The organism is Mycobacterium sp. 1465703.0, from assembly GCF_001672975.1.
Lineage (GTDB): Bacteria > Actinomycetota > Actinomycetes > Mycobacteriales > Mycobacteriaceae > Mycobacterium.
This window is the reverse complement of record NZ_LZKU01000262.1, coordinates 1-22,447: the sequence shown is the minus strand read 5'-3', so window position 1 is coordinate 22,447 and position 22,447 is coordinate 1. Positions and strand designations below refer to the sequence as shown.

Here is a 22,447-nt window from a genome sequence, read left to right as displayed (position 1 = left end):
CAAACACGGGCGCCACCGAGGGCGCGGGCGGGGCCTGGCGGTTTTCTATCCCGGTCAGCGTGTAGGCCACCCCGCCGCCGCCTCCGTCGCCACCTCCGCCACCGCCGGCGCCTCCGCCGGTGGTGGTCACCACCGCACCGCCGGCGCCCGTGTACACCCCGAGGCATACGGCGCCGCCGACGACCGCGCCGCCGACGACGGCGCCGCCGCAACCGACGGTCACCACGACGGTGCCGCCGCCGCCACCACCGGAGGAGACGAGCACGCCGCCGCCCCCGCCGCCGACCACCACCAGCACGACGGTGCCGATGACAACGGAGTGGATACGCGTTCCGCTGCTGCCGGTGCCGATTCCAGTGCCCGTTCCGCAGAAGCAGGCTCCGGCGACTCCGCAGTACCCGCAGTATCCGCAGTATCCGCAGTATCCGCAGAACGAATATCCGCAGTATCCGGGGAACTCCCAGAATCCGTTCCTCGGGCCGGGTTACTAGCGTCCTTCCTGCGTACGCCCACTTGCTGCACGCCCGTTCGCACGCGGGTAACGTTTGTGTCACCAAGTTCGGGTGGGGTTTGCCCCACCGTGCCCTTCGCGGAGGGCGTTGAAAAGACCTTGGAGGCGTTACGTGGACATCGTGCTTGGGGTGTCGATGGCTCCCAGGACAGTCCGCCTGGTAGCGATCGAAGGCCAAAATGCTGACGGAGTGACCGTCGAACAAGAAGAGTTCGCGGTTGGGGCCGTTGATAATTCGGCCGCTGGTGCGGTCGATCAGGTGATCGACGCGATCATCGGCACGCGCGAAGGAGTGTTAGAGGGCGGCCACCGGTTGACCTCGACCGGGGTCACCTGGAGCGACCCAGCCGGGGTCGATGCGCTGCAGGATGCGCTCGCCGCCCACGACCTGGACGGTGTGATGCTGGTCGCACCGCTGCTCGCCGCCGCGGCGCTGGCGCAGACGGTGGGTTACGCGCTGGGCTACGAGTACCTGGCGATGCTGTTCGCCGAGCCCGTCAGCGCAACACTGGCCGTCGTCGACGTCGCCGACGGGTCCATCGTCGATCTGCACCGGCGCCAGATCAACGGCGCCCGCAACGGATCGCTGGCCGACGAGCTGGCGAAGATGGTCGCCGGTCTTGATGCCGGCGGGTCACGGGCCGATGGTGTGTTCCTCATCGGCTGCGGAACCGACATCGTGGCGTTGAAGTCCATGCTCGAGGCGGCCACCTCGCTTCCGGTCACCGGACCCGAGGAGCCGGACATGGCGCTGGCCCGCGGGGCTGCGCTGGCGTCGGCGAACGCGCCCCTGTTCGCGTCGTCGACGGCGGCCCTGGCCTACGCGCTGGACCCGGGGACCGGCCCGCTGAATCCGCGTGCGCTCAGCCCGACCTACCTTGACGCCTGGGACGACCCCGACGTGGGCACCGATGTCCGGGCGTACAGCGCGGTCGTGGACGACGACGACAAGCCCCCGCGTCGGCCCTGGTCCATGCTGCTTGCCGGTAGCGCCCTGGCTGCCATCGTTGCCGCGATAGGCGGGGTGGTGCTGGTGACGTTGACGTCGGACCGCCCGGGGTCCGACGGTCGGCACAACTCCGGTGTCAGCGTCGCCACGCCGCGGATCCAGCTGCCGGCGCAGCCGCCGAGCAGCCCGCCGCAAGCACAGATGCCCGCTCCGAACCCGGCACCGCCGCCGCCCGCACCAGCGCCCAGCCCGTCGGAAGTGGCCGCACCGGCCCCCGCGCCGTCGCCGGTGCAGCAACCCGTACCGGAGACCCCGGTCAATCCGCCGCCCGCGGCGCCGGTCCGTCGCGCCCCGACCCGGCAGGCGCCGCAGTATGTGCCGCCGCCTGTCGAGCAGAAGCCGCAGTATGTGCCGCCGCCCGTCGAGCAGAAGCCGGAGTATGTGCCGCCGCCCGTCCAGCAGGCGGCCCCTCCGCCCGTCGCGGCACCGCCTCCCTCGGCGCCACCACCTCCCGCCGCGCCGGAAGTGCCCAGGCAACCACCCGTGACGATGTACCTGCATTTCCCGTTCGTCACGGTGCCGATTCCGATCACCCCGCCGCCGCCACCCGGTCAGTAAGCACGTGGCAAACGCTCCCGACTGAGCGCACACTGGCAGTTACGGCACGAGCGCCAAGGAGGTCGCGTGGGCGAGCACAGTGGATTCGGATTCGACCCCGACGAATTCGATCGAATGATCAGGGAAGGCACTGAAGGACTGCGTGACGTGTTCGAGCGAGTCAGCAAGTTCGTGGCCGCTCCCGGTGGCCGCGGCGGCTGGTCCTCCGTCTTCGAAGACCTGTCGCGGCGCCCGCGCAGCGCCCCGGAAACCGCCGGCGAAGCCGGCGACGGGGTGTGGGCCATCTACACCGTGGACGATAACGGCGGCGCGCAGGTCGAACAGGTCTATGCCACCGAACTCGACGCACTGCGGGCAAACAAGAACAACGTCGACCCCAAACGCAAGGTGCGTTTCCTGCCGTATGGCATTGCGGTCAGCGTCCTTGACGACGACACCGACACCGACACCGACACCGACACCGACACCGACACCGACACCGACACCGAAGAGCCTTCCTGACAGGCGTTTTCGGCTCAGCCGCGCTGCACCACGTTCGAGTCGCCGGAGTTGCTGATCTTCGGCGCGCCCGAATGGTAGATGACCTTGTTGTTGAAGCCAGAGGCCTCGATGCTGTCGACGGCCTCGACGGTGATCGAGTTTTGCACCCCGGACACCGACAAGCTGGTGCAATGGCCGGTGATCGACACCGTATTGGAAACGCCGCTGACGCTGACGACGTTGTCGCTGCACGCGATGGTTCGGTTCTCGTTGATAGCGGCGACACTAAGCTCGGCACCCGGCGGGGCGGCCGGTGCGGTCGATGGCGCGGGTGAGCCTCTCCCGGAGGTCGGCGGGCCGGGGTTGGTCGAAACACTTGGCGGGACAAACGTTTTGGAGATGGTCGGCGGGGAGGCGATGATCGACTTCACCCCGGAAATCTGGTGCGCGGCGAAGGCGGCGATGCCGCCGGCGAGGGCTAGCACGCCGATGGCGATCACCGTGCCGAGAATCCACCAGACGCGGTTGCTCGAGGGGCGTTGCTGGGACGGCCCAGACATGGGGCCACCGAAGGTCCACGGCGGCGGGGGCGGATAGTTCTGGCCGGCGGGCTGCGCACTGCCCTGCTCTGACGCTCGCGCCGCCTCGGCCAGCGGGCGCTCGAGTTCCCGGATCCGCTCTTCCGGGTCGTCGTTTGCTGCCATGCATTGAATATGCCATCTGCTTCTGCGTTTTCGGCCCGTTCGGTAGTTTTTAGGATCGTGCCCGATTTGCCGAATCGCCAGGTCCTGTTGCGTCGCCGCCCTTCCGGGCTTGTCCAGCCGGATGACACCGAAACGGTCACCACGCCGGCGCCCGAACCCGCCGAGGGCGAGGCGCTGTTGCGAACCACCTATGTCGGCATCGACGCCGCCGCTCGCACCTGGCTCGACGACCAGCCCAGCTACCTTCCGCCGGTGCAGTTGGGCGAGGTCATCCGGGCGGCCGGGATCGGCGAGGTGGTCGCGTCGCGATGTGACGCGTACTCCGTCGGCGACGTCGTCACCACGTTGACCGGTTTTCAGGAGTACGTGATCATCCGCGACGACCTGTTCAGCACGCCGATCCCGGGGGAGGACGACCAGCTGGCGATCATGTCGGTGTACGGGCCAACCGGCGCCACCGCCTATTTCGGGATGACCGACATCGGCCGGCCGCAGCCGGGGGAGACGGTGGTGGTGTCCGCCGCCGCCGGTGCTACCGGATCGATCGCCGGGCAAATCGCCAAGATCGCCGGCGCCCGGGTGGTCGGCATTGCGGGCGGACCAGAGAAGTGCCGGGCGGTGGTGGAGGACTTCGGGTTCGACGCGTGCATCGACTACAAGAACGACGACATCGCGGCGGCGCTGAAAAAACATTGCCCACAACGGGTCGACGTCTACTTCGACAATGTGGGCGGGCCCATCCTCAACGCCGTGCTGGGCCGGCTGGCGTCCGGTGCGCGCGTCGTCCTGTGCGGCGTCATCTCCAGCTATCTGACCGGCGAGCATCCGGGGCCGGCCAACTATGTGAACCTGCTGTCCAAAACCGCGCTGATGCAGGGCTTCAACGCCCTCGACCAGTGGGGCCGCTTCGACGAGGCGTTCGCGGCGTTACGCCGGTGGGCGGCCGAGGGCCGACTTCACCACCGCCAGACCATCTTTGAGGGCATCGACTCATGTGTCGATGCCCTCAATGGCCTGTTCACCGGCGTCAACGTCGGCAAGACGCTGGTCCGGCTCAGCCAACCCACCTCCGCGTAGGCCGCGGTGCCCTAGGCCTCGCCCAGTACGCGGTGCAGCGCCTTGCGTGCCTCAGTCAGCGCGTCCAGGACTTTGGTCCGGGTCTCGGCCAGCTGCTGCTTCTGCTCGTCGGTACCGGTCCAGGCGATGGTGCGAGCCAACCCGGCGATCTCGAATAACTCCTTGCGGATCTTCAGAACGTCACCGAACTTGGCCGCCCGGCCCAGGAAAGCGTGGGCGGTCTCGCTGCTGATTCCGCGCCAGGCCAACAGGTTTCGGCCGAGTTCGGTCAGCGTCGCCACACCGCCGTCGACGGTGACCACGCCGCGGCCGGCCAGAATGCCGATCGCCAGCTCGGCCACATCCTGCGGAGGAGTGAAGGCGCCACCGGTCGCGTCGGATACCCGTTGCACGACCTGTGCGGCATCGGCCGGCCCGTCCAATAGCAGTGCCGCGGTGACGAACGCCGCGCGCTTGAGACCGTGAAGACCTTTCTTGCCGAAGGGCCCGCCGGCACCCGGGCCGCCGAACCCCGGACCACCAAAGCCCGGCCCGCCGAACCCCTGTCTGCCAAAGCCCGGCCCGCCAAACCCCGGACCCCCGAAATTGGGTCCACCGAAACCACCGAAAAATCCACCAGACATAACCGTTTTCCTTTCGTTTAGACCATCAATTTCCTTGATACCAGCGGTCGAGAGGATGTCAACTACGTTGATGGTTGCGGAGCGAAATCCCTGGAAGTGCCCGCAGCGGCTGCTATCGTCGACTGGTTATGCGAGCGGGATGGCGGCGAGGGCCCGGCGCACGGGTCTTGACCGGTGAAATTGCGCGTGGACGGGTGCGCATGGCGCGGGCAGACCCCGACGGTGGGATGCGTTGCACCCCACCGCGTGGTTTCATAACACCGTTTGCGAGAGTTGCCTGGGGAGATCGCGCCGGGCTTGACGAGCCGGCTTGAACGATGGGTGGTTTGTAGATGGATCGTCGCAGCATGATGTTGATGTCGGGGCTCGGCATGCTGGGGGCTGCGATGCGCTTACCAGGTGCGTGGGCCACCCCGTCGGCGCCCGAAGCTCCACCATCGGCGGGAGGCGGGAACTACATCTTCGCGGACGAGTTCGACGGGCCGGCGGGGTCGGCTCCCGATCCCGGGAAATGGACGGTGCAGTCCTGGCAGGACGACGTGTTCCCGCCGGTCGCGGGGATATACCGGGACGACCGCCGAAACGTGTTCCAAGACGGCAACTCCAATCTTGTGCTGCGCGCCACCCAGGAAGGGGACGCCTACTACGGCGCCAAACTGCGGGGCAACTTCCGCAGCATGATCAACCAAACGTGGGAAGCTCGGATCAAGCTGAACTGTTTGGAGCCGGGCCTGTGGTCCGCCTTCTGGGGCGTCAACGAGGATCCGCTGCCAGACGGCGAGGTTGACCTCTTCGAGTGGTACGGCAACGGCTCGTGGCCCCCGGGAACGACGGTGCACGCCGCGTCGAACGGGAAAACCTGGGAAGGCAAATCGATCCCCGGCATGGTCGACGGCAACTGGCACACCTGGCGAATGCATTGGGGCGAGGAAGGATTCCAGTTCTCCCGAGACGGGGCACAGTACTTCAGCGTTCCGAACAAGCCCATCCACGTCCACGGCGGCGCCCCCGACGACTTCCGGTGGCCGTTCAACAAACCCGGCTACTTTATGACGCCCATGTTCACCCTCGCCGTCGGTGGGGTCGGCGCCGGGGATCCCGCCGCGGCGAGTTACCCAGCGGACATGCTGGTCGACTGGATCCACATCTGGTGATCATCGCTGCGCCTTGAGCACCTGGACCAGGTTGAACTGCCAGCGCTCGACAAGTCGGAAGCCTAGGTCGTGGGGCACCGCGAACGCAGGGGTCACCCCGTAGCGTGGGCCGGGCGGCAACGCCGGTCCCTGTTCGTGTGCCGGCTGCGAATCGTCGGACTGGGTGATAATCCAGACGATGCCGCAGTTGTTCAGCGGTTTGGCCACCACCTCGGGGATGAGGTTGGTGTCGAAGACATCGTTGCGGTCGGTGGCGCGCTGCCACAGCGTGAGATCGACCAGCTTACGATAGGCATCCGGGCGCGCCGCCATCAGCGGGCGCATCGGTGCCGGCATGAACGTCACCGTGTCATTCACCAGTAGGCAATCGCCCGGCGCCGCCTTCGCGGTGATCAGGTCGGCGACCTGGCTGTAGTCCATTCCGTATTTCGCGTATGGATGACGTTGGACCCGAACGTAATTCGGCGCAGCGGCGACGGCGAAGAGAACGACCACCGCGGTGGCCAGCCAGGGTTTGGCGGCCACCGCGCCGGTGCAGACGCCCAGCATCAGTGCCAGCGCCGGCGCGGTGAAGCACAGGTAGCGCGGCGTGTAGATCGGGTGGACCAGCGCCGAATAGGTCACGATCGCAACGGTCGGCGCCGCGAGCCACCCCGCCGCGAGCACCAGGAGCCATCGCTCCGACTCCGCCGCACGCGCGGACCCGCTGAGCCACAACACGATTGCCGCGCCGATCAGCAACGCCGACAGCACGGCGAACGGGGGGCATCGTTCGAAATACTGTTGCATCACCACGTCTTCGATGGTGCGGTGACCGATGGGGGCGACCCAACTGATCTGGTGTGCTTGCCCGGCGACCGTCAGTAGAAACGGTATCAGCGCGCCGACCGCCACCGCTGACGCAATGACGAAGCCCACCAACGCCTTTCGGTTCCTATGGAAGACACCGATGAACACGGCGTATGCCGCCAGCAACAACGCGAGGTAGGCGTCGAGCACGATCGAGCAGGCCAACGCGACGGCGTAGCACAACCACGGCCATCGGGTGTCACGCCGCGCGGCAACGACCAGCAACACGGTGAGCCACACGGCGGCCATCATCGAAATGGCATAGGGGCGAGCTTCGATGCCCGCCCAGGTGCTGCGCGGCAGGATCGCGCAGAACATGCCCGAGGCCACCGCGACGGTTCGGGACGAGAACTGCTTGCCCAGCACGACCACACCGGCGGCGGCACCCCCCACCGCCAGGGCGCTGGGCGCGCGAGACCAGAACTCGGTCGGCGGGAAGATCTGGAACCACCCGTGCATGAGCACGTAGTACAAACCGTGCACCGCGTCGACATTGGCCAGCATGTGCCACATCTGGGCCAGCGACCGGCTGTAGGAGGCTGAGATGGTCGCGGCCTCGTCGTACCAGAAGGAGGGCCGGGCGGCGCCGGCCATGCTGACCGCGACGGCCAGCAACGCGACGAGCAACGGATCCAGTGAGGCCGGTATCGCCGGACGGCGACGGCCCGGCGCGAGCCGCCGCGGCGATTCGTCGGTAGCCGGGATGCTCACCGAACCGCCCAGGACGTCGCGGTTTGGCGGAACACACCGCTATGTTGCCAGAACCCGATCGCGGCGATCAGGGGACTCAACCACACGGCGATTCGAACGTATGATCGATCAATGGGTCCGCTCGCGTCGATCGGATACAACGGCCAACCGGTCCGGAGCCCGTTTCGGGTGGTCCGTCCGCCGATCGCGGTGTTGGTGGACCTCACGGTGCTTTTCCCGCGCGAGCCGCACCGCTCCGGGCGGTACCAGCCCAACGGTCTGCAGCTGCACAAGGTCGTCGAGGGCTGGCTGAGCTGCTGGGCCCTGTGCGAGCAGGGCGACTGGTGGGGGTTGGTGACCTATCCGGTCGCCTATGGATCCAAGCGCAAAACCGTGACGCACTGGGTGCCCGCCTGGACGCTGCGCCGCAAAGGTTGACGGGTGCGGGCAATCGCTGCGTAACTGCCACGCCAATGCGATGATTGCTGCCCGTGGAGGCAAGTTGGGGCTCGGTGCTGAGCAAACTCGTCGCGCTGGCTGCGGTCATCGCGCTGTCCCCGATCACGATCATCCCCGCGGTGCTGGTGCTGCACGCGCCCCGACCGCGCCCGGCCAGCCTCGCCTTCCTGGGCGGCTGGCTGCTGGGACTGGTCGCCCTGACCGCCGCGTTCGTCAGCGGCTCGGAGTTGCTCAGCGGCTTTCACGCCGCCCCGCCGAAATGGGCGGCGTGGGTGCGACTGGTGTTCGGGGTGGCGCTTCTCGGCCTGGCGGCGTTTCACTGGTTCACCCGGCACCGCCATCGCAGCATGCCGCGCTGGATGCGGTCGTTTTCCACCCTGTCGCCGACGCGTGCCGGGTTGGTGGGGGCGGTGCTGGTGCCGCTGCGGCCCGAGGTGCTGATCCTGTGCGCGGCCGCCGGCTTGGCCGTCGGCAACAGCGCCCTGAGCGCCGGCGCTCAATTGGTGGCGGCCGCGATCTTCGTCGTGCTGGCGGCGTCGACGGTCGCCATCCCGATATTGGGCTTTGTGGGCGCCGGTGACCGGCTCGACGACACCCTGGAACGTCTCAAAGCCTGGATGGAAGCCAACCATGACGCGATGCTGGCCGTCATCCTGTTTCTGATCGGGTTGCTGGTGCTCTACAACGGGATTCGCACGTTGGCCTGACCCGGTTCGGGTCCACCTCGGCGCGTTTCGCCGTCGCATCGGCACCGCAATGAAAGGATGCCGCCCATGGCAGGAAGCTGGGGGACGGTGCTGACCGGGCTCGTCCCGCTGGGACTGGTCATCTCGCTGTCGCCGCTCACCGTCATCCCGGCCGTGCTGGTGCTACAGGCGCCGCGGCCGCGACCGACCAGCCTTGCGTTTCTGGGCGGCTGGCTGCTGAGCCTGGCCGCACTGACGGCGATCGCCGTCGCGGCCTCCGGCTTGCTCGGCGGCTTGGACAAGGCGCCGCCTCGGTGGTCGTCGTGGCTGCGCGTGGTGCTGGGGTCGGCATTGATCGTGTACGGCATCTACCGATGGTTCAACCGGCACGGCCAGTCCGAATCACCGGGCTGGATGCGCGCGTTCAGCAGCATCACGCCGGCGCGGGCGGGGATCACCGGGGCGGTGCTGGCCGTGGTGCGGCCGGACGTGGCGCTCATCTGCGTTCCCGCGGGATTGGGCATCGGCACCAGCGGGCTGGGCCTCGCCGGTGACTGGCTGGCCGCCGCGTTCTTCGTCGCCATCGCCGCCTCCAGCGTCGCGATCCCGATACTCGCCTACGCAGCTGCGGGCAGCCGCCTCGATGACACGCTGGCCCGGCTCAAGGACTGGATGGACCGCAACAACGGCGCCCTACTCGCGGCGGTCTTTGTGGTGATCGGCGCGATGGTGCTCTACCACGGGATTGACGCCCTATAACCACCGTCGGCCAGGCCCGCGTCCTCTTCGAGCCTGTTCATCGCGCCAAACATCAACTCGCGGACCAACTCCCGGCTGTATCCGGCGAGCATGCCCAGGTAACCGCGGTCCGCCCATTGCGCGGCGTGCCGCTCCTCGTGGTGCAGCACCCGGTCCAGGTCGAGGCGGCTGGCCCGGGGTGTGCCGCTGCCGTCAAGACACCAGGCCTGCCCGGAGGCGACGATCCGGCGAAGCTGCGTGCCGGGGTTGGTCACCCGGCCCAGGTTGACCATGAAGATGTCACCCCAGGTGGTGCCGCCCCGCCGGCAGAACAGCCGTTGGATCCAGTTGCCGCCCAAGCCCATCACCATGCCGTTGGGGGTGGTGACCAGACGCCCTCCGTTGCGGTGCACGAAGGCGACGTCGCGGGTATAGCTCCATCGGTTTGCGTTCTGCCGGGCCATGATCCGCGCCACCTCGGCTGCGTTGTAGGGAGTGGCCGGAAAGTCGGTGGGACGCGTGCCCGGCTTACCGTAGCCGGTGCCGGCGTTCAGGATGTAGGTCATCAGCGCCGCATCCCGCGCCCGGTCCCCGCCGGCGTCGGGTGGGATCAGGAAGAACGATTTGCCATGCGGGTCGTTGATTTCGACCATGTCCTCGAGGACCTCGAAACGCGCTTCGGTGAGATTGTGCCGACGGGCAATGTCGGCGACCACGTGTGCGGTCACGCCCCGGCGTTCGGCGTTGTCCCGCCACCTCGTGCAATAGCCCTGTGCGTCCATGTCTTCGGACCAATTTAGGGTGTAGCGAATGAACAGGGTCCCCTGGCGACGTGCGCGCGGCATCAAACAGATCACTCGGGGACTGGGCACGCTGGATCAAGAACTGTTCGACGCCATCGCCGAGACCGACACCCCGTTACTGGACACGGTGATGCCGCCGCTGACCCGGGCGGCCGACCACTCCAAGCTGTGGGTGGCCATCGGCGCGGCGCTGCTCGCCGCGGGCAGGCCGAGCGCGCAGCGCGGAGCGACACGCGGGCTGGTGACGCTGGCCGCCGCCAGCCTGGTCACCAACCAGATCGCCAAGCGGATCCGCCCGCGGCCGCGTCCCAGCTACGACCTGGTGCCGTTGGTCAGGCAGGTGCGCCGCCGCCCGACCTCGAACTCCCTGCCGTCGGGACATTCGGCCAGCGCCGCCGCGTTCGCCGTCGGGGTAGGGCTGGAGAATCCGCCTGTGGGCTTCGGGCTGGCACTGCTGGCCGGGCTGGTGGGTCTGTCGCGGGTGGTGGTCGGCGCGCACTTCATCGACCACCCGGGCCCCGGTGCCACTGCCCGACTCCGGGTTGATGACCAGCACCACGCCGGCTCCGTCGGGCCGCTGCGGCGCCGCGACGCGAAGCGGTTCGGTTCGCGGAAGCGCGGTTTCGATGATCGGCGGGACAAGCCGGCCACCCAACACGGCCAGGCCCGACCCGATCCCGAATCCGGCGATCACGTCGCCGGGGTAGTGCGCGCCGAGCTGCCGAAGGTGGATATCCGCGAACTCGGTCCCGATGACGATCCGATGAAGGTTTTGCGCAGCGCGGCCGAACGCGCCGAGGTGTTGGCGGTGGGCGGCGGTGACGGCACCGTGGCGGCGGCCGCGGGGGTGGCCATCGATGCCGGACTCCCGTTGGCGGTCTTTCCGGCCGGGACGTTCAATCATTTCGCCAAGGACATCGGCTGTGACACCGTGGCCGCGACGGCCGAGGCGATTCGCCGCGGCCACGTGGCATACGTCGACCTGGTGTGCCTCAACGAAAGCCATATGGTGCTCAACACCGCCAGCATCGGCGCCTACCCGACCTTCGTGCAGCAGCGCGAAAAGCTGGAGAAACGGATCGGCAAGCCGCTGGCCGGGCTCTACGCGATGTTGCACACGCTGCGCAAGGACGAACCCGTGCGCATTTGCTATGACAACAAGACCCTGCTGACATCGCTGTTCTTCCTGGGCAATTCGTTGTACCTGCCGACCGGGTTTGCGCCGTCGCGGCGGACCCGGATGGACGACGGCTTGATCGATGTCCGCATCCTGGAAACCGGCCGACGCTTCGCCAGGACCAGGATCCTGATTGCGCTCGCCCTGGGACGGCTGGAGCGCAGCCCGCTCTATCACGAGTTGCAGGTGCCCGAATTCAGCTTCAGCGCCGTCGACGGTCCTACGATCATCGCCTGCGACGGCGAGGTCGGCGACCAGTACGACCAGGCCAGCTTTAGCGCGAAATACCGGGCCCTTCCGGTGTTTCGTCCGCTGCCCGACTAGTGACTCCCTCGGTCAGGTCGCGTACTTGCGCGTAGTGGGCCAGCACCTCCGGTGCGGGGTAGCCGGTGTATTCCTCTGCCCGCGGCGGACTCCATGCGGGCGGTTGTGGCGATCCGCTCAACGCCCACGCCGCCTGCCGCGCAGCGCCCAGCGCGACGTACTGCGCGGGTGTGGGCACCAGCACCGGCATGCCGAACACCGCCGGGGCTATCTCGCGCAGTGCCCTGGACTGGGCGCCGCCGCCGACCAGCAGGATGCGGCGGGCGACCACGCCGTGTGCGCGCAGATGCGCCACGCCGTCGGCGAGCGAGCACAGCAGTCCCTCTATTGCGGCCCGGGCCAGGTGGGCCGGTGTCGCGTTGGACAGGCGCAGCCCGTGTAGTGCGCCAGTTGCGTTGGGGCGGTCGGGCGTTCGTTCACCCTCTAGGTATGGAACCAGCACCAGACCCGCGCTGCCCGGCGGCGCCGACAGCGCGAGCCGGGACAGCTCGTCGTGGTCCACCCGCAACATCGCGGCGGCGGCATCCAGCACCCGCGCGCCGTTGAGGGTGCACACCAGCGGTAGATAGCGCCCGGTTCCGTCGGCGAAGCCGGCGACGAATCCGGCGTCGTCGCGGACCGGATCCGCGGTGACGGCGGCCACCACTCCCGAGGTGCCGATCGAGACGATCACGTCGCCCTCTTCGGCGCCCAGGCCCAACGCCGCGGCGGCGTTGTCGCCGAGGCCGGCGCCGAATGTCTTTGGGCCGCTTGTGGTTCGGTCTGACGGACTTAGCACCGTCGGCAGTGTGGCGTGACGACCCCGCAGCGCCAGTTGCAGCAGATCGAAATGGTAAGCGCCGGTTGCGGCGTCGTAGTAGCCGGTGCCACTGGCGTCGCTGCGGTCGGTGGTCAGCGACGCGATGTCGGCCTCGCCGCGCAGCCGCCAGGTGAGCCAGTCGTGCGGCAGGCAGACCGCGGCGGTGCGGTCGGCGTGATGTGGCTCGTGGTCGGCCAGCCAGCGCAGCTTCGACACCGTGACCGCGGCCAGTGGGACGACGCCGACGGCCCGGGCCCAGGCCCGTGCGCCGCCCAGCTCGCTGACGAGTGCACGCGCCGCGTCGGCCGAGCGCACGTCATTCCACAGCAACGCGGGGCGTACCACCTGCCCGGTCGCGTCCAGGCACACCATGCCGTGCTGCTGCGCACCGACGGCGATCGCGTCGACGCCGTCCAGTCCGCCTGCCTCGGCGATGGCCGTATGTGCGGCGGTTTCCCATGCCGCCGGGGCGATTTCGGTTCCGGGCGGATGACCGGCGTGTCCCTGGCGGACCACCCGGCCGGTGGCGGCATCACACACCAGCACCTTGCACGACTGCGTCGAGGAGTCGATGCCGGCGACCAGGGTCATGATGGATCGGCTCCGTTCGGCAGGGGAGCCGACGGCGACCGTCTTGGCGTCAGGCGTTGGGGCACAGATCGCGCAGGGCGAAGATCACCACGTCTGCGGCCTGACGACCGTTGATCCCGCCGGTGCCCTGGTCGGCATCCGAGCGTTGCAGCGCCAACCCTTCCAGCTGTTGGGGGGAAGCGCCCCACGAAAGCTGCTGGCATAGGTCGGCGCCCATCTGCAACAATTCCGGGTCGCCGCCGTTCACGGCGTGGATGCCGGCGTTGTGCAGGTCGTTGAGAAAGGCGGCCTGGTCGGCCCGCGCCGGGCCGGCGCAAAGGACTCCGGCGAGCAGAAGTGGGCCACTCGCCAGTGCCGCGCCCATCAACCGGCCATAAAGCCTGCGTGCCGCCATCCAACCTTCTCCTTCGTGTATGCCCGATGCGGATGATGCACTTTTACACAAAAGTGCGAAAACCCGCTGCGCAAACAATTCCGGAGAATGAATAGTCGGCAAAGAACGGTGGGCAGATGCGCCGTCACGTGCCGATGGGCACCCGGCCGAGATGGGCCGTGCCGCTAGACCGGCGAAGTGCCGGAGATCGGGTCGGCGTCAGCCGCCCGGGCACAGATCACGTTCGGCGTAACCGACGATGTCGGTGGCCTGTTGGGCATTCAGCCCACCGGCACCCTGCCTCTCGTCGGAGCGTTCCAGCGCCAAGCCCACCAACTGCGATTCCGGAGCGCCCCATGACAGCTGTTGGCAGACGTTCAGACCCGCTTGCAGCAGCGCCGCGTCACCGCCTGTAACGGCGTGGACCCCGTCCCTGTGCATGTCATTGAGAAAACTGGCCGCATCGGCCTGCGCTGGGCTGGCCAACACAATGCCGACGAGAAGCGGGCCACCGAGCAGGGCTGAGCGGATGAACCCAGTGGTGAGACGACGTAGCGACATAGCCTCTTCTCCTCATCTCGTCAACCTTTATAATCTCGATGTTAACTTCGACGTAACCTCCTACCCAGTAACTGTTCACCAACAGTTTCCTGTGAAGGACCTGCGGAAAAATAAAGTCCGTGAGATTAGAAGTCCGCCCCGGTGGTCGGCCCATGGACCTTCGACCCTTAATGGCGTTGCGCCGTCCTCAGTAATGTGTGGAGCGATTTGCCGGGCCGACGAGGAGAGCGGGCATGGAACTGGGTCTTGACGGCAAAATCGCCGTGGTCACCGGAGCGAGCAAAGGCATCGGGTTGGCGGTCACCCGCCGTTTCGTTCAGGAAGGCGCCCGGGTCGTCGCCGGATCGCGCACCGTCAGCGCCGAGCTGGCCGAGCTGGTCGATGGCGGAGCGGTCGACGCCGTCACTGTCGACCTTGCCGACGCCCGCGGCCCCGCGCAGTTGGTTGCCGCGGCCGGCGATCGGCTGGACATTTTGGTGAACAACGTGGGCTTCGCCGCGCCGCGGCTGGATGGATTTCTGGCGATCACCGACGAAATGTGGCAGCAGACGCTGGACCTGAATTTCATGGCGGCCGTACGGGCGATCCGGGCCGCCATTCCCACCATGATGTCCCATGGTGGAGGCGTCATCGTCAACGTGGGCTCGGTCAACGCGCGGCTGCCGCTGCCGATGGTCGTCGATTACAGCGCGGCGAAGGCGGCTTTTAACAACCTCGCCAAGGGGCTGTCAAAAGAATTCGGGCCACACAACATTCGCGTCAACACCGTCGATCCCGGGCCGGTCGTCACCGACTTCTGGCTGGGTCGCGACGGGGTGGCGGCCAAGTTGGGCGGACCTGACAAGTCGCCCGAGCAGGTCACCGAGGAATTCGCGTCGGGAACGGTCAGCGGCCGATTCACCCGGCCCGACGAGGTCGCCGATCTGGTGATGATGCTGGCCAGCGATCGGTGCGCCAACATGATGGGAGCCGGCGTCATCATCGACGGCGGCATGGTTCCCACGCTGTGATCGGTCCTCGTCCCGGGGGCACGCGAGCAACAAGCGCTCAGTAAGCCTAGGGCGCAAGCCGATTCGCGTAGGTCGATCGATGTCGACCCGGCGTGTCCCGATTCGTGACACCGTTGTGACGTCACCATTTGGACACGGCGCGGTGCGGCGTGGCGCGTGTCGCGTGTCGGCTGCTGACAATTGGCGCGGTCGCGAAAAGCGGCCTGGGTACGGCTAGGCGGGCCTGCTGCACCAAATGGATTGCGGAATTAGCTGCGCGTGAATAAAGGAGAGTTGACGCTGATGGCGATCGTCGATCGGTTCAACATCAAAGTAGTTGCCAGCGCTGGGTTGTGCGGAGCTGCTATCGCGTTGAGCCCCGACGCGGCGGCCGCCCCGCTGATTACGGGCGGCCACGCGTGCATCGAGGGGCAGTCGGGCGGGGCGGCACCGGCCGCCGGTGGTCCGGTGGTCGCAGGGGCACCGGCAGCTGGGGGCGTGTGCGCGGCGCCGCTGACTGATATGTCCGGTGTGCCAATGGCTGTGCCAGGGCCGCTGCCCCTTGTGCCTCCGGTGCCGGTGGTGCCGCCGGTGCCCGTCGCGCCGCCGGTGCCGGTTGTGCCGCCGGTGCCGGTAGTGCCCGCCGGCGCACCGCTGGTTGCCCTTGGCGGGGCTCCACTGGAGGCGGCCGCGCCGATCATCGACATGTCCGGGGTGAAGGACGCGCCGACCGGTCCGGCACCCGCCGGCGGGCCGGTTCCCGGTCAGCCCGTTCGCCCCGGTCCCTCGGGCGCGAGCTGAGGCCGACTCACCCTCGGATAAACGGGCCGGGCCCGCTGGTTTGTGCCAGCGGGCCCGTTTCGTTGTGGGCGGCCGACATGGGTTTCACGCGCCAACAGCGAAAAGAACCTGTGGTCAACATAATTGAAGCTCCGCACCCCGGTCGGCGCCTGGGTGCGGAGCTTCTTGAAATGAGCGGCAGCTGCTATTCCCGCACGATGACCGGGTCGCCGACGTGGGCGTGGTCGTAATACCACTCGGCGTCATCGGGGCTCAGGCTGATGCAGCCGTGGCTGACGTTCTCGAGCCCCAGGGAGGGGACTGCCCATGGTGCCGAATGTACGAACAGGCCTCGGCTGGTGATGCGGACGGCGTAATTGACCGTCAGCATGTACCCGTTGGGATCGTCGACGGGAATGCCGACGCTGCTCGAATCCATGGTCACCGCTTCCTCTTTGGACAGCACGGTGTAGGAGCCGACCGGCGTCGGGTATTCCGGCCTGCCCAGAGAGGCGGGCATCACGCCTTGCTCGCCGAAGTGCGGCCGGTGGTGCGGTGCCGGGAGCGAGGTCGGCGGTCCGGCCTCGACTCCGTCGATGCTCACGGTGAAGGTGTGTTCGGAGATGCTGGCCACGCCGATTACGGCGGGGCCCGTCTTGATCTCCGTGGATACCTCACCCACGGTCAGCGCAATTGTGCTGTGCGCCGGCCAGTATCGGTCCGGAACCCACTGGACGACCTTGTCGTCAAGCCACTCGAACTTACCGGTCATCGCGGGCGTAGATTTCACGTCAACGGCATGCTCGGCCGCCTGCCGGTTGGCAACGGGTGCCCTGAATTTCACCATCACGGGGTGTGCCACGCCGACCACCTCGTCGCGCGCCGGTGATACCGACGCTATCGCGAACCCACGTGACTGGTTCGCCGCCGCCAAGCTCACGCCGGCCGGCGTCGCGACCACACTCGCAGCGGTTCCAATCACCGCAAGAACACACCGAACACCTGTCCGCATGGCTCCAATTCCTTTTAACTGACATAGTTGCAATACGGATCGTAAATGTGGCCTGACCTGCGAAAGCGTAAGGGCACGTTGATATTTGGCCACACGACGGTCACGATTTGGTTTCAGAGGTTTAGTCCGGCGGCGCGATTGCGGCGCTGCGACCACGCGGTCAGTTCCGGGACGCAAAACGCCAACCCGGCGCGCCAACTGCAGCGAATCGGGATCGTGTTGTGACCCGCCCGTGACACGAAGCGGATCGTAAAAGACGCCTCGCGGACTGTTGACGACGGATCACGCCCGCAATAGGGTCAAGTGCCTGATATCAACTACTTGACACGGCCGTCGAAACGGAGGTGGCGTCATGGAATCACCGGAGCTCGCTCGTCCTTTTGCCCCTCACCGTCAACGCGCCTATATCGGCCTGTTGACGGTCGTAGGTGCCGTATTCGTCTTCATGACCATCGCCGAGGCCACCCGGCTGCTGCCCCCGACGTTGGCAGTGGATGTGGCGGCGAACCTGATCTTCGGCATCCCGGTGCTGCTGTTGCCCCTCATCCTGTTCTGGTAGGGGCGAGGCGAGCAGCGATCGCGTCTGCAGCTTGCGGCCGAACTGACGCGGATCTACATCCCGCTGACGGCTGGAAGCCAGCTGACCTACGAGTTGCCGTTCCTGCTCGGCCACCCCTTCAACCTGTGGGTGCCCACCACGGATCCCGGGTGGCGATGGCTGTGGTGGCAATACGGCCTGGCCGACACCCGCTACCGCAGCGACGATCCGTGGATCTTCGGCTTGGAGTTCGGCGCGGTACTCGTCGGTATCATGCTCACCATCGTGTGGCTTCGCTTGTTGCGCAAGGATTTACCCGATGAGTCGCGGATCAAGTGTCTATGGCTGGTGTTTTTCGGCGTCGCGGTGCTGCTCACCGGAACCGTGGTGTACTACGTCAGCGAAATTCGCAACGGTTTCAACGACATTGGTCAGGCTGCGTACGGCCTGTGGTTCAAGTTGGTCGGGGAGAACGTTCCCTACATGATCTTGCCGTTTTTTGTCCTGTATGCGATCTACCTCCAGGTCGATTACCTGACCAGGCGCGCCGCGGCAACGACACAGGCGGCCGCATCAAGCGCAGCGGCCTTCGACTCGGATGGGCGGAACGTTAGCGCAAGACGCAGATCCGATGAAACGGTCGCGGGTCTGAAATTCGTTGGTACCCGCACCCGGGTGAAGATCATTTATGTGGTCGGCGTGAACGTGTACGTGTCGCCATGCACGAGGTAGACGAATTCCGTCGCGGCGGAGGACGATTCGGCCGCGTGTTTGAAGTCTTCGAGCCCGGACATGAATACCGAGAAGTCGTTGTAATGGATCGGGATGGCGGTGCGGGGCTGAGTGATCTCCACGGCTCTTACTGCCTGCTCGCCGGTCATCGTGACGACGGTGACCAGGAACGTCGTTCCGCCCGTGTGAATCAGACCGAGGTCGATGTCGGGGTAGCGACGAGGGATGTCCTTGAGCTCGTCGACGAGCATGGTGTCGCCGGTGATGTAAAGACGGTAGAGGCGATCGCCGCTACGTTGGAAGTCCAAGAGATGCCCGTTAACCGGCATTAGCAGCTCGTTGACGGCGTCGTCTGTTGCGTGTTTGCCCGGCATTGCGGTTATCGTCAGCTCCGCATCACCTTTGCGGACCGCCAGCGATTCCCAGGTTTCTAGGGAGTAACAGCGTTGGAAGCCCAAGGCGGTCAACTTGTCGACCGCGTCAGCCGTCGACACGATGGGCAACGTCTTGTCGAGTTCACGAGCGGCGACGTCGTCGAAATGGTCACCGTGGTAATGCGATAAGACCACTAGATCTATCGGAGGCAAGTCGGAGATCTGACACGCCGGCTCAACCTCGCGCCGTGCCCAGATGCCATGGCCCAAAGACACGTGCTCACCTTTGTGGAGAAAGGCGGGATCAGTCAGCACAGTCAGGCCGCCGAACCGGATCAAGGTGGTGGCATTGCCAATGAAATAGACCTCGCCCTGGCTGAAATCCGCAGTCCCGCTGCTAGTTAGATCCAATGAGCGCATTGTGGGGGCCTCCTTTGGGTGCATCCGGTCATTCGTCTTGTAATGCTGAATCCGTAGCGGTGTGCAGCACGCGAGGGCTTTCGGTGGCCATAGCTGTGACCGCCTCGGCCGTCGATGGCACTGCGTGCGCGAGGAATGCGTAGTTGACCAAAGCGGCCTGGTAGCCGTCTCCGAATGTCGGGTGCCGCGGGCCGGCGGTGGCATCGCGAACCACGGCTACTTCGAACCCCTGCTCAAGCAGATCTCGCAGGTGCGACTCCACACAGATGTTGGCGAGCATGCCGCACAGGATGACTTTTGTGATTCGACGCTTGCGCAGCTGCAGGACCAAGTCGTTTGTTTGCGGTCCCCACACTTTGTGGGGGCTGGCCACCACCGTCGCCGGATCTTCGATGAATGGTTTCAATTGGTCGAGCCAGTCGGCACCAGAATCAGCAAAGCCCTCAAGGCTGAGGGAACCGGCGCGTGCAAATGTGCCGGTGCGAAGTTCATCTGTCTCCAGTGGTCCGTTGAACAACCAACGGTGGTCGGTCGGGTAGAAGTAGTGCGGAGAGACGAACACGGCATAGCCGCCCGCCGCGGCAGATCGCAGAAGTTGGATGAGGTTCTCGACGGTTCGATTCTCAGTCACACTCGCGCCCAGAACATCCCAGTTTCTGCCCGAAGGGGAGAGGACATCATTCTGCGGATCGATGATGACGACCGCGGTGTCGACAGGGGCGTATCTCACGGTGTGGCTCCTGGGTGGACGGCTTCAGTCAAGCACGGTCCATGCGGGCGGTCATACCCTTTCTCTGCACCGCTCGCGATGGACTGAATACAGGATGGACTGAATACAGCATGCGGTGCCACGCCGATCTGATAAAGAGTCAATGTCAGATCGCTGTGATGGTTGCTGCCGATTAGTCGGGGCCGTCCACGTCGGGCGCGGTTAGTATTCGCTGGTGGAGCTGCGACAGCTGGAGGCTTTCGTTGCTGTGGCCACTGAGCTGCACTTCGGTCACGCTGCGCAGAAGTTGCACATGGGGCAGCCAACGCTGAGCGATCTGATCCGACGTTTAGAGCGAGAGCTCGGTGCGCCGCTGTTAACGCGCAACACTCGCCGAGTCGCCTTGACCCCCGCCGGAGCGGAGTTGCTCGACCGCGCCAGAGCCATTCTCGACGAGGTCGCGTCTGCTACGGCCGCGGTACATCGATCTGCCGACGGCGATGCCGGCACCGTGCGCATGGGTATCACGCCGCCGGTCGGCCGGGTTCTCGCTCCCCACCTGGCGACAGCTCTGCGCGCCGAGGCGCCCGACGTCGACCTCGAGGTCCGCCGGATGTGGTTGACCGACCTCACTCGTGCTGTCGCCGAGGGCACTGTCGACGTCGCGATCACCTGCGGCCTAGTGTCGGAGCCCTCCGGAGTGGTGGGAAAAGTGTTCTGCGGCGAGCTTTTGCTGGTCGGATTAAGAGCCGATCACCGCCTTGCCGACCGCGATGCGATAGCTCTGACCGAATTGGCGAACGAGACTCTGGGCATTCACAGCGGTGCACTGTTTCCGGCATGGGCGTTAGCCGAACGCCAAGCCCTGGGCGCGGCAGGAGTGTCACCGCGCACTGTCGAGCTCGTCAATTCCGATTTATCCGCGTGTGATTGGCCGACGCAATCCGACGTCGACTGGGTCCTTACAACGGCATCTATTGCCGGGTCCGAGATGACCACTCCGATTCGACCCGTGGTACCTACTCAGCCGGTGCCCTATACGTTGCAGTGGAATCCCGATCGAGCATCGAGCACCGCTGTGAGTCGTTTTGTGAAGTTGGCGCTTAGTACCGATGTGCCCAGAGGCTGGCTAACCCAGCGCGACCACTCGCGGTACAACTCACGCTGAACGCCATTATCGTGTTAGGCCGCTCAGTGTGTAGTCACCCGGTAGACGTCGACCTCTTCGGGCAGGCCTTTTAGGCGTTGTGGCCCAAGGCTTTCGAAGGTCAAGCTCGCTCCGGCGGAGAGATCGCGGACCGTGCGGCTGGCCAGCACCTCACCTGCGCCCGCCATCGCGCCGATGCGTGCCCCTATATGGACTGCTATGCCACTCCACTCCTCCCCGCGTCGTTCGCATTCGCCGGTATGGACCCCGGCGCGGATGCGAATTCCGCGACTGGCGAGTGCCGGCACCAGATCGAGCGCGCAGCGCGCTGCCTTGGTCGGTCCGTCGAAGATCGCGAATATGCCGTCGCCGGTGTGCTTGGCGCGACGGCCGCCGTATCTGTCCAAAGACCAGTCGACGACTTTGTCATGAGCGTCAAGCTGGCGACGCCAGTGCGCATCGCCGTGAGCGCTGAGTCGCTCGGTAGAGCTGACGATGTCGGTGAACAAGACTGTCTTGACCACACGTTCGTCGATGGCAGTGCTCGAGGCACCGCAGACGAAGTCGAGGATGGCCGAGCCCACGGCGGTGTCCACGAGCGAGTGCGGCCCCTCGGGGAGGGTGGTGAATCGGGCCCCGGGGATGGCGGCCGCCATCGCCGCCGCGCCCTCTAACGGAGCCACACGATCGTTGGGCCTTGCCAAGATGAGGGTCGGGGCGCGAACGGAGCCAAGGATGCCGCGGACATCGATCTCCAGGAGTGCCTGCCATAGCCACGCGGCCATCGTCGGGCTGGCGCTGGCACGTTGATACCGGCCGTAGAGGTCACGAAATCCGGGAATGTCGGCGATTTCGGCGAAGAACAGCTCGGCGAGCGCACCTTCGCCCCAGTGGCTTTCGATAGTGTCCAGGTGATCGGCCCTCTCCTGGGCGGTGAATCCCCATGGAAAATCAGGCAATTGCTGAGAGAACCGCGCCACCACCCCGTACATCACCAGTGAATGAACCCGTTCCGGATACGTCGCCGCAAACAAGACGCTCATTGGGCCACCCTCGGACATCCCGAAAAGGGCTGGGCGATCGGCCTTTGCGGCGTCGAGAACGGCATGCAGGTCGTCCATGCGCTCATCGAGTGGAGGAACGTGGGTGGCCGGATCGGAGAGGCCAGTGCCGCGTTTGTCCCACAAGATCGTTCGAGTGACCTCCGCCAATTGTTCGACGATGGCCGCGATCGGGCTGACGGGCTCGTCGACAAGGTCGACGTTGCTGAACCAACCGGGGTTCCACACAAGCGTCGTATCGCCCTCGCCGAACTCGCGGTAGGCGAGACGGACGGAGCCGTTGCGTGCGTAGCGAACCCGGCGGTCGCTCATAACCGATATCTTGGCATCGCTGGGCCGACGCCGTGGGTTTTGTCGGGTTTCCCTAGTCGCGCTTTGGGTTTAGCTTGCGGTGCGCTTCCGTCAGTGCTCCTGACCGCCGTCAGATGCGAGTCGTGTCAGTGGTGTCCGCCTCCGCCGCCGCCACCGCCGTGGCCGCCACCGAAACCGCCACCACTGTGACCACCGCCGAAGCCGCCT

At 66.2% G+C, this 22,447-nt stretch carries 24 protein-coding genes and 1 pseudogene; 13 read left to right on the top strand and 12 right to left on the bottom strand.

The genetic code is table 11. The annotated features are described in order from the left end of the window. Window positions 1–289, bottom strand: a 289-nt coding sequence (locus A5625_RS24780) for a hypothetical protein (RefSeq protein WP_197516222.1), incomplete at its 3' end; no start/stop codon positions are given. A 19-nt stretch (window positions 290–308) separates the two neighbouring features. On the opposite strand from A5625_RS24780, the gene A5625_RS24775 reads away from it, so the two are divergent. The 3 genes from A5625_RS24775 (at window position 309) to A5625_RS24765 (ending at window position 2,579) form a co-directional block, all read left to right on the top strand. Further along, on the top strand, window positions 309–491 hold the full coding sequence (locus A5625_RS24775; protein ID WP_067000510.1) for a hypothetical protein: 183 nt from the start codon (window positions 309–311) through the stop codon (window positions 489–491). A gap of 132 nt (window positions 492–623) precedes the next feature. After that, complete coding sequence (locus tag A5625_RS24770) at window positions 624–2,078, top strand: hypothetical protein (protein WP_067000508.1); 1,455 nt, start codon at window positions 624–626, stop codon at window positions 2,076–2,078. A gap of 114 nt (window positions 2,079–2,192) precedes the next feature. Continuing rightward, window positions 2,193–2,579, top strand: coding sequence for a hypothetical protein (locus tag A5625_RS24765; RefSeq protein ID WP_369830044.1), 387 nt, complete (start codon window positions 2,193–2,195; stop codon window positions 2,577–2,579). Between the two features lie 14 nt (window positions 2,580–2,593). Here the strand turns inward: A5625_RS24765 and A5625_RS24760 are convergent, their stop codons facing one another. After that, on the bottom strand, window positions 2,594–3,262 hold the full coding sequence (locus A5625_RS24760) for a DUF3060 domain-containing protein (RefSeq protein ID WP_067000503.1): 669 nt from the start codon (window positions 3,260–3,262) through the stop codon (window positions 2,594–2,596). 57 nt (window positions 3,263–3,319) lie between these two features. On the opposite strand from A5625_RS24760, the gene A5625_RS24755 reads away from it, so the two are divergent. Continuing rightward, entirely contained in the window at window positions 3,320–4,339 is a 1,020-nt protein-coding gene (locus A5625_RS24755; RefSeq protein WP_067000500.1) for an NADP-dependent oxidoreductase, read from the top strand. Window positions 4,340–4,350: 11 nt separating this feature from the next. On the opposite strand, the gene A5625_RS24750 is transcribed toward A5625_RS24755, so the two are convergent. After that, window positions 4,351–4,962 (bottom strand): hypothetical protein, encoded by a 612-nt coding sequence (locus A5625_RS24750; protein WP_067000494.1) that lies wholly within the window; start codon window positions 4,960–4,962, stop codon window positions 4,351–4,353. A 332-nt stretch (window positions 4,963–5,294) separates the two neighbouring features. Here A5625_RS24750 and A5625_RS24745 point away from each other — a divergent pair, with 332 nt between their 5' ends. Continuing rightward, a complete protein-coding gene (locus A5625_RS24745; protein WP_067000491.1) occupies window positions 5,295–6,116 on the top strand; it encodes a family 16 glycosylhydrolase in 822 nt (273 codons plus the stop codon). On the opposite strand, the gene A5625_RS24740 is transcribed toward A5625_RS24745, so the two are convergent. Continuing rightward, window positions 6,117–7,559 carry a glycosyltransferase family 39 protein gene (locus tag A5625_RS24740; protein ID WP_232003814.1) on the bottom strand — a complete coding sequence of 481 codons (1,443 nt, stop codon included), beginning with the start codon at window positions 7,557–7,559 and terminating at the stop codon, window positions 6,117–6,119. Between the two features lie 228 nt (window positions 7,560–7,787). On the opposite strand from A5625_RS24740, the gene A5625_RS24735 reads away from it, so the two are divergent. The 3 genes from A5625_RS24735 to A5625_RS24725 all read left to right on the top strand — a co-directional run bounded on the left by A5625_RS24735 (window position 7,788) and on the right by A5625_RS24725 (window position 9,559). After that, window positions 7,788–8,093 (top strand): hypothetical protein, encoded by a 306-nt coding sequence (locus A5625_RS24735; protein ID WP_067000488.1) that lies wholly within the window; start codon window positions 7,788–7,790, stop codon window positions 8,091–8,093. Between the two features lie 74 nt (window positions 8,094–8,167). Beyond that, complete coding sequence (locus A5625_RS24730) at window positions 8,168–8,821, top strand: GAP family protein (protein WP_197516223.1); 654 nt, start codon at window positions 8,168–8,170, stop codon at window positions 8,819–8,821. A gap of 66 nt (window positions 8,822–8,887) precedes the next feature. Then, window positions 8,888–9,559, top strand: coding sequence for a GAP family protein (locus tag A5625_RS24725; RefSeq protein ID WP_067000483.1), 672 nt, complete (start codon window positions 8,888–8,890; stop codon window positions 9,557–9,559). Here A5625_RS24725 and A5625_RS24720 read toward each other — a convergent pair. Continuing rightward, window positions 9,535–10,320, bottom strand: coding sequence for a hypothetical protein (locus tag A5625_RS24720; protein ID WP_067000480.1), 786 nt, complete (start codon window positions 10,318–10,320; stop codon window positions 9,535–9,537). The two genes, A5625_RS24725 and A5625_RS24720, sit on opposite strands and share 25 nt — an antisense overlap. A 28-nt stretch (window positions 10,321–10,348) precedes the next feature. On the opposite strand from A5625_RS24720, the gene A5625_RS24715 reads away from it, so the two are divergent. Next, on the top strand, window positions 10,349–11,842 hold the full coding sequence (locus A5625_RS24715; RefSeq protein ID WP_067000477.1) for a bifunctional phosphatase PAP2/diacylglycerol kinase family protein: 1,494 nt from the start codon (window positions 10,349–10,351) through the stop codon (window positions 11,840–11,842). On the opposite strand, the gene xylB is transcribed toward A5625_RS24715, so the two are convergent. From xylB to A5625_RS24700, 3 genes are all read right to left on the bottom strand, one after another. Further along, window positions 11,793–13,232, bottom strand: a complete 1,440-nt coding sequence (gene xylB / locus A5625_RS24710) for a xylulokinase (protein ID WP_067000474.1) — start codon at window positions 13,230–13,232, stop codon at window positions 11,793–11,795. The two genes, A5625_RS24715 and xylB, sit on opposite strands and share 50 nt — an antisense overlap. 49 nt (window positions 13,233–13,281) lie before the next feature. Further along, window positions 13,282–13,596, bottom strand: a complete 315-nt coding sequence (locus A5625_RS24705) for a DUF732 domain-containing protein (protein ID WP_369830043.1) — start codon at window positions 13,594–13,596, stop codon at window positions 13,282–13,284. Window positions 13,597–13,824: 228 nt separating this feature from the next. Beyond that, window positions 13,825–14,166: a DUF732 domain-containing protein gene (locus tag A5625_RS24700; RefSeq protein WP_067000468.1), complete on the bottom strand. Its 342-nt coding sequence runs from the start codon at window positions 14,164–14,166 to the stop codon at window positions 13,825–13,827. 233 nt (window positions 14,167–14,399) lie between these two features. On the opposite strand from A5625_RS24700, the gene A5625_RS24695 reads away from it, so the two are divergent. Beyond that, a complete protein-coding gene (locus tag A5625_RS24695) occupies window positions 14,400–15,176 on the top strand; it encodes an SDR family NAD(P)-dependent oxidoreductase (RefSeq protein ID WP_067000465.1) in 777 nt (258 codons plus the stop codon). Between the two features lie 273 nt (window positions 15,177–15,449). Then, on the top strand, window positions 15,450–15,956 hold the full coding sequence (locus tag A5625_RS24690) for a hypothetical protein (RefSeq protein WP_082984543.1): 507 nt from the start codon (window positions 15,450–15,452) through the stop codon (window positions 15,954–15,956). 184 nt (window positions 15,957–16,140) lie between these two features. Here A5625_RS24690 and A5625_RS24685 read toward each other — a convergent pair whose 3' ends face one another. Beyond that, window positions 16,141–16,947, bottom strand: a complete 807-nt coding sequence (locus A5625_RS24685) for an Ig-like domain-containing protein (RefSeq protein ID WP_067000459.1) — start codon at window positions 16,945–16,947, stop codon at window positions 16,141–16,143. Window positions 16,948–17,299: 352 nt separating this feature from the next. Between A5625_RS24685 and A5625_RS24680 the strand changes: the two are divergent. Beyond that, window positions 17,300–18,058, top strand: a pseudogene (locus A5625_RS24680) (emopamil-binding protein); the annotation flags it as partial. Window positions 18,059–18,171: 113 nt separating this feature from the next. Here A5625_RS24680 and A5625_RS24675 read toward each other — a convergent pair. Both A5625_RS24675 and A5625_RS24670 read right to left on the bottom strand, forming a co-directional pair. Further along, entirely contained in the window at window positions 18,172–19,011 is an 840-nt protein-coding gene (locus A5625_RS24675; protein WP_067000456.1) for an MBL fold metallo-hydrolase, read from the bottom strand. 28 nt (window positions 19,012–19,039) lie between these two features. Continuing rightward, a complete protein-coding gene (locus tag A5625_RS24670) occupies window positions 19,040–19,741 on the bottom strand; it encodes a cysteine hydrolase (RefSeq protein ID WP_067000454.1) in 702 nt (233 codons plus the stop codon). 214 nt (window positions 19,742–19,955) lie between these two features. Between A5625_RS24670 and A5625_RS24665 the strand changes: the two genes are divergently transcribed. Beyond that, window positions 19,956–20,888 (top strand): LysR family transcriptional regulator, encoded by a 933-nt coding sequence (locus A5625_RS24665; RefSeq protein ID WP_067000451.1) that lies wholly within the window; start codon window positions 19,956–19,958, stop codon window positions 20,886–20,888. Window positions 20,889–20,911: 23 nt separating this feature from the next. Here A5625_RS24665 and A5625_RS24660 read toward each other — a convergent pair whose 3' ends face one another. Then, window positions 20,912–22,240, bottom strand: coding sequence for an adenylate/guanylate cyclase domain-containing protein (locus tag A5625_RS24660; RefSeq protein WP_067000448.1), 1,329 nt, complete (start codon window positions 22,238–22,240; stop codon window positions 20,912–20,914). Window positions 22,241–22,447: the final 207 nt, after the last annotated feature.

Coding starts and splice junctions, on each gene's coding strand:
- A5625_RS24750 (WP_067000494.1), bottom strand. CDS start 4,962: ATGTCTGGTGGATTTTTCGGTGGTTTCGGTGGACCCAATTTCGGGGGT.
- A5625_RS24740 (WP_232003814.1), bottom strand. CDS start 7,559: ATGGCCGGCGCCGCCCGGCCCTCCTTCTGGTACGACGAGGCCGCGACC.
- A5625_RS24745 (WP_067000491.1), top strand. CDS start 5,295: ATGGATCGTCGCAGCATGATGTTGATGTCGGGGCTCGGCATGCTGGGG.
- A5625_RS24760 (WP_067000503.1), bottom strand. CDS start 3,262: ATGGCAGCAAACGACGACCCGGAAGAGCGGATCCGGGAACTCGAGCGC.
- A5625_RS24715 (WP_067000477.1), top strand. CDS start 10,349: ATGAACAGGGTCCCCTGGCGACGTGCGCGCGGCATCAAACAGATCACT.
- A5625_RS24675 (WP_067000456.1), bottom strand. CDS start 19,011: ATGCGCTCATTGGATCTAACTAGCAGCGGGACTGCGGATTTCAGCCAG.
- A5625_RS24695 (WP_067000465.1), top strand. CDS start 14,400: ATGGAACTGGGTCTTGACGGCAAAATCGCCGTGGTCACCGGAGCGAGC.
- A5625_RS24700 (WP_067000468.1), bottom strand. CDS start 14,166: ATGTCGCTACGTCGTCTCACCACTGGGTTCATCCGCTCAGCCCTGCTC.
- A5625_RS24735 (WP_067000488.1), top strand. CDS start 7,788: ATGGGTCCGCTCGCGTCGATCGGATACAACGGCCAACCGGTCCGGAGC.
- A5625_RS24765 (WP_369830044.1), top strand. CDS start 2,193: ATGATCAGGGAAGGCACTGAAGGACTGCGTGACGTGTTCGAGCGAGTC.
- A5625_RS24725 (WP_067000483.1), top strand. CDS start 8,888: ATGGCAGGAAGCTGGGGGACGGTGCTGACCGGGCTCGTCCCGCTGGGA.
- A5625_RS24705 (WP_369830043.1), bottom strand. CDS start 13,596: ATGGGCGCGGCACTGGCGAGTGGCCCACTTCTGCTCGCCGGAGTCCTT.
- xylB (WP_067000474.1), bottom strand. CDS start 13,232: ATGACCCTGGTCGCCGGCATCGACTCCTCGACGCAGTCGTGCAAGGTG.
- A5625_RS24775 (WP_067000510.1), top strand. CDS start 309: ATGACAACGGAGTGGATACGCGTTCCGCTGCTGCCGGTGCCGATTCCA.
- A5625_RS24685 (WP_067000459.1), bottom strand. CDS start 16,947: ATGCGGACAGGTGTTCGGTGTGTTCTTGCGGTGATTGGAACCGCTGCG.
- A5625_RS24660 (WP_067000448.1), bottom strand. CDS start 22,240: ATGAGCGACCGCCGGGTTCGCTACGCACGCAACGGCTCCGTCCGTCTC.
- A5625_RS24720 (WP_067000480.1), bottom strand. CDS start 10,320: ATGGACGCACAGGGCTATTGCACGAGGTGGCGGGACAACGCCGAACGC.